The 4,070-nt window shown below is 70.1% G+C and carries 4 protein-coding genes; all 4 read right to left on the reverse strand.

What is annotated here, in order from left to right; genetic code table 11:
* Nucleotide 1: 1 nt before the first annotated feature.
* Nucleotides 2–1,279 (reverse strand): amidohydrolase family protein, encoded by a 1,278-nt coding sequence (locus A9O63_RS18365; RefSeq protein ID WP_069333215.1) that lies wholly within the window; start codon nt 1,277–1,279, stop codon nt 2–4.
* Nucleotides 1,279–2,226 carry an ABC transporter permease gene (locus A9O63_RS18370; RefSeq protein ID WP_069333216.1) on the reverse strand — a complete coding sequence of 316 codons (948 nt, stop codon included), beginning with the start codon at nt 2,224–2,226 and terminating at the stop codon, nt 1,279–1,281. The genes A9O63_RS18365 and A9O63_RS18370 overlap by 1 nt, the downstream gene beginning before the upstream one ends.
* A gap of 76 nt (nt 2,227–2,302) precedes the next feature.
* Nucleotides 2,303–3,346 (reverse strand): ABC transporter permease, encoded by a 1,044-nt coding sequence (locus A9O63_RS18375; RefSeq protein ID WP_069333217.1) that lies wholly within the window; start codon nt 3,344–3,346, stop codon nt 2,303–2,305.
* A partial coding sequence (locus A9O63_RS18380) for an ATP-binding cassette domain-containing protein (protein ID WP_141703122.1) occupies nt 3,336–4,070 on the reverse strand: 735 nt, incomplete at its 5' end. The genes A9O63_RS18380 and A9O63_RS18375, both read right to left, overlap by 11 nt.

Here is a 4,070-nt window from a genome sequence, read left to right on the forward strand (position 1 = left end):
CCTAGCGCTGCGGCAGGATGTGCCGGCGGCGCACGCTCTCCGGCCGGCCCGGCAGGCTCAGGCGCGCGTCGTTGCGCGCCTTTTCCGATACCACCTGCCCCTTCGCGATCACGCAGAGCCGGTCGGGCCTAAGCCGCAGCGCCTCGACCGGATGGCCCGCGTCGAGCACCACGAGCGAGGCCACCGCCCCCTCCCGCAGCCCGTAGTCGAGGCCCATGATCCGGGCATTCTCGACCGTCACCATGTCGAAGCAGCGCCGCATCTCGTCGGGGTGGGTCATCTGCGCCACATGCAGCCCCATGAAGGCCACGTCGAGCATGTCGGCCGTGCCCAGCGAATACCACGGGTCGAGCACGCAATCCTGCCCCCAGCCCACCGTGATGCCCATGGCCTGCATCTCCTTGACCCGCGTGAGCCCGCGCCGCTTGGGGAAACTGTCGTGCCGGCCCTGCAGCACGATGTTGATGAGCGGGTTCGGGATCGCGGCGATCCCGGCATCGGCGATCAGCGGCAGGAGCTTCGAGACATAGTAATTGTCCATCGAATGCATCGAGGTCAGGTGCCCCGCCGCGGCCCGGCCCTGAAGCCCCGTGCGCAGCACCTCGGCGGCATAGGTCTCGATATGGCGGCTCAGCGGATCGTCGGTCTCATCGCAGTGGAAATCGATCGGCAGCCCGCGGTCGGCCGCGATCTCGCAGAGGTCGCGCACCGAGGCCGCGCCGTCCGCCATGGTCCGCTCGAAATGCGGGATGCCGCCCACCACATCCACGCCCATGTCGAGCGCGCGCAAGAGGTTCGCCCGCGCGGTCGGGTCGCGGTAGAGCCCGTCCTGCGGGAAGGCCACGAGCTGGAGATCCATCCAGCCTTTGACCTTCTCGCGCACGGCGAGCATCGCCTCGACACCCAGCAGCCGGTCGTCGCATACATCGACATGGGTCCGCACGGCCAGAAGCCCCATGCTGGCCGCCCAGTCGCAATAAGCCAGCGCCCGCTCGACCATGGCCTCGACGGTCACGATCTCCTTCAGCTCGCCCCAGAGCCGGATGCCCTCCAGAAGCGTCCCGCTCGCATTCACGCGCGGCAGCCCGTAGGAGAGCGTCGCATCCATATGGAAATGCGGATCGACGAAGGCCGGGCTCACCAGATCGCCCGTGGCCTCGATCACCCGCGCCGCATCGGTCCCGAGCGCCCCGATGGCCGCGATCCGGTCGCCCCGGATGCCCACATCGGCCACGCGCCCATCGGGCAGCGTGCCCCCCTTGACGATCAGATCGAACATCAGCGTTCTCCCCTGTTGAAAGGCTGCATCAGCGCCGCTGGCACTTCGGCCCGGCGCGACATGAGGACGAGGGCCGCGATCGACAGCGCATAGGGGGCCATCAGGAAGAGCTGATAGGGCACGACCTGCCCCACCGGCGTCTGCTGAAGCCGCACCTGCAGCGCGTCGAAGGCGGCGAAGAGAAGCGCGCCGAGCACGGCCTTGCCGGGCCGCCACGCGCCGAAGACGACAAGCGCGATGCAGATCCAGCCGCGGCCGTTCACCATCTCGAAGAAGAAGCTCGAGAAGGCCGAGAGGGTGAGGAAGGCGCCGCCCACCGCCATCAGCCCCGAGCCCACCATGACCGCGCCGATGCGGAGCCCGGTGACCGAGAGGCCCTGCGCATCGACCGCCGCCGGATTCTCGCCCGCCGCCCGCAGCGCAAGGCCGAGCGGCGTGCGCCAGAGCACGAGCGCCGTCAGCGCCGCCACCCCGAAGGCCGCATAGGTGAGCGGGGTCTGGGCAAAGAGCGCGGGCCCCAGAAGCGGGATCTGCGACAGACCCGGCACCTCCCAGACGGCGAAGGGCTCGATCTTGGGCGGGCTCGTGACCTCGGGCAGGATCAGCCGGTAGGCGAAGTAGCTGGTCGAGGTCGCAAGCAGCGTGACCCCCAGCCCCACCACATGCTGCGAGAGCCCGAAGGGCACCACGAGCACGGCATGCAGGAGGCCGAACAGCATCCCCGTCGCCATGGCGATGGCCACGCCCTCCCACAGCCCGGCCCCTGCCCAGACCGCGATCCAGCCCGAGAAGGCGCCGATCGCCATGATCCCCTCGATCCCGAGGTTCAGCACGCCCGCCCGCTCGCAGATGAGCTCGCCCATGGTGGCGAAGATCAGCGGCGAGGCGATGCGGACCGCCGCGGCCCAGAAGGTCGCGGAGAGAAGGATCTCGAACAGCGCGCTCATCTTCCGGCCTTCCCTTGGCTTCTGGAGGATCGGCCCCGTCCGCGGAAGGTCTGCAGGACCCTGTCGACCGCGCCCCTCATCCGCGCACCACCCGGAACCGGATCAGAAGAATGGCCAGCACCATGAAGAGGAGCGAGGTGGCCAGCAGCATGTCGGCGATGTAGGTGGGCACGCCCGCGGCCCGGCTCATGCTGTCGGCTCCGACGAAGACGCCCGCCACGAACAGGGCGGCCGGCACCACGGCCAGCGGATTGAGGAGCGCGAGCATGGCCACGATGATGCCGGTGTAGCCGAAGCCCGGCGACAGATCGAGCGTGAGATGGCCCTTGAGCCCCGCCACCTCGGAAAAGCCCGCAAGCGCGGCAAGCCCGCCCGACAGGAGCGCCGTCTTGACCAGCACGCTGTCGACCGGGATGCCCGCGAAGCGCGCGGCGCGCGGGTTCAGCCCCACGGCCCGCATCTCGTAGCCGAGCGCGGTTCGCCGCTCGATCACCCAGACGGCGGCCGAGGCGATCAGCGCAAGCCCGAAGCCCCAGTGCAGCCGCAGCCCGTCCACGATGCGCGGCAGACGCGCCTCCTTGGCGAGCGGCGCCGACTTGGGCCAGCCCATCCCCATCGGATCCTTCAGCGGCCCCTCGAGGAGGTAGCTCACGAAGAGCAGCATGATGAAGTTGAAGAGGAGCGTCGTCACCACCTCGTCCACCCCGAAGCGGGTCTTGAGCGCCACGGGCCCGAGCAGCACCACCGCGCCCGCGGCCATGGCCGTGACCGCCATCAGCGGCAGGACGAGCGGGCCGCCCACTGCGCCCGACCCCAGCAGCACGGTCACGATGGCCCCGGCATAGAGTTGCGCCTCGGCGCCGATGTTCCAGAGCCGGGCGCGGAAGGCCACCGCCACGGCAAGCCCGGTGAAGATGAGCGGGGTCGCCCGGTTCAGCGTCTCGAGCGCCGCGAATTTCGAGCCGACGGCGCCCTTCACGATCAGCCCCAGCGTGGCGAGCGGATCGGCGCCCGCCACGGCGGCAAGGCCGGAGGCCACGGCGATGGTGGCCAGAAGCGCCGTGGCCGGCAGCCCTGCCCGGCGCAGCGTCGAGGGGTTGGCTATGGGCTCAAGCCGCATCGTCGAACCCGTGGCCGGCCATCCAGAGGCCGAGGTCGGTCTGGCTCATCGTGCCGCGCGCGAAGCCGGGCGAGAGCCGCCCTTCGGACATGACATGAACAGTGTCGGACAGGGCCATGATTTCATCCAGATCTTCCGATATGAGGATGACCGCGGCCCCCTCGTCCCGCGCCTTCAGCAGGCGGGAATGCACATAGGTGATGGCGCCGATGTCGAGGCCCCGCACCGGCTGGTTCGCGAGGATGATCCGGGGGCCGGGCTCGAGCACGCGGCCGAGGATCAGCTTCTGCATGTTGCCCCCCGACAGAAGCCGGATGCGCGTCTCGGGGCCGGGGCAGCGCACATCGTAGGTGGCGATGATGCTTTCGGCGAAGGCGCGGGCCGCGCGCCAGTCCATCCAGCCGCCTTTCGCGAAGCGCGAACGGTAGCCTTCCAGAATGGCGTTCTCGGTCAGGGTGAAGTCCGCGATGGTGCCGGTGGAATGCCGGTCCTCGGGGATGCGCGCGATGCCCGAGGCCACCGCCGTCCGCGGCGTCCACCGGACCACCTCGGCCCCCGCCAGTTCGAGCCGTCCCTCCTCGGGCCGCACGAGGCCCGAGACGAGATCGGAGAGCGCCGCCTGCCCGTTCCCGGACACGCCCGCAAGGCCCGTGATCGTGCCCGCGCGCAGATCGAGGCTCACGCCGCGCAGGCCCGTGGCCGAGCCTTGGGCCGGCGTCGTCAC

The organism is Cereibacter johrii (genome assembly GCF_001720585.1).
Taxonomy (GTDB): domain Bacteria; phylum Pseudomonadota; class Alphaproteobacteria; order Rhodobacterales; family Rhodobacteraceae; genus Cereibacter_A; species Cereibacter_A johrii.

What these genes read in the sequence shown, in the direction of transcription:
- A9O63_RS18370 (WP_069333216.1), bottom strand. Translation starts at nt 2,226, where the DNA reads ATGAGCGCGCTGTTCGAGATCCTTCTCTCCGCGACCTTCTGGGCCGCG.
- A9O63_RS18375 (WP_069333217.1), bottom strand. Translation starts at nt 3,346, where the DNA reads ATGCGGCTTGAGCCCATAGCCAACCCCTCGACGCTGCGCCGGGCAGGG.
- A9O63_RS18365 (WP_069333215.1), bottom strand. Translation starts at nt 1,279, where the DNA reads ATGTTCGATCTGATCGTCAAGGGGGGCACGCTGCCCGATGGGCGCGTG.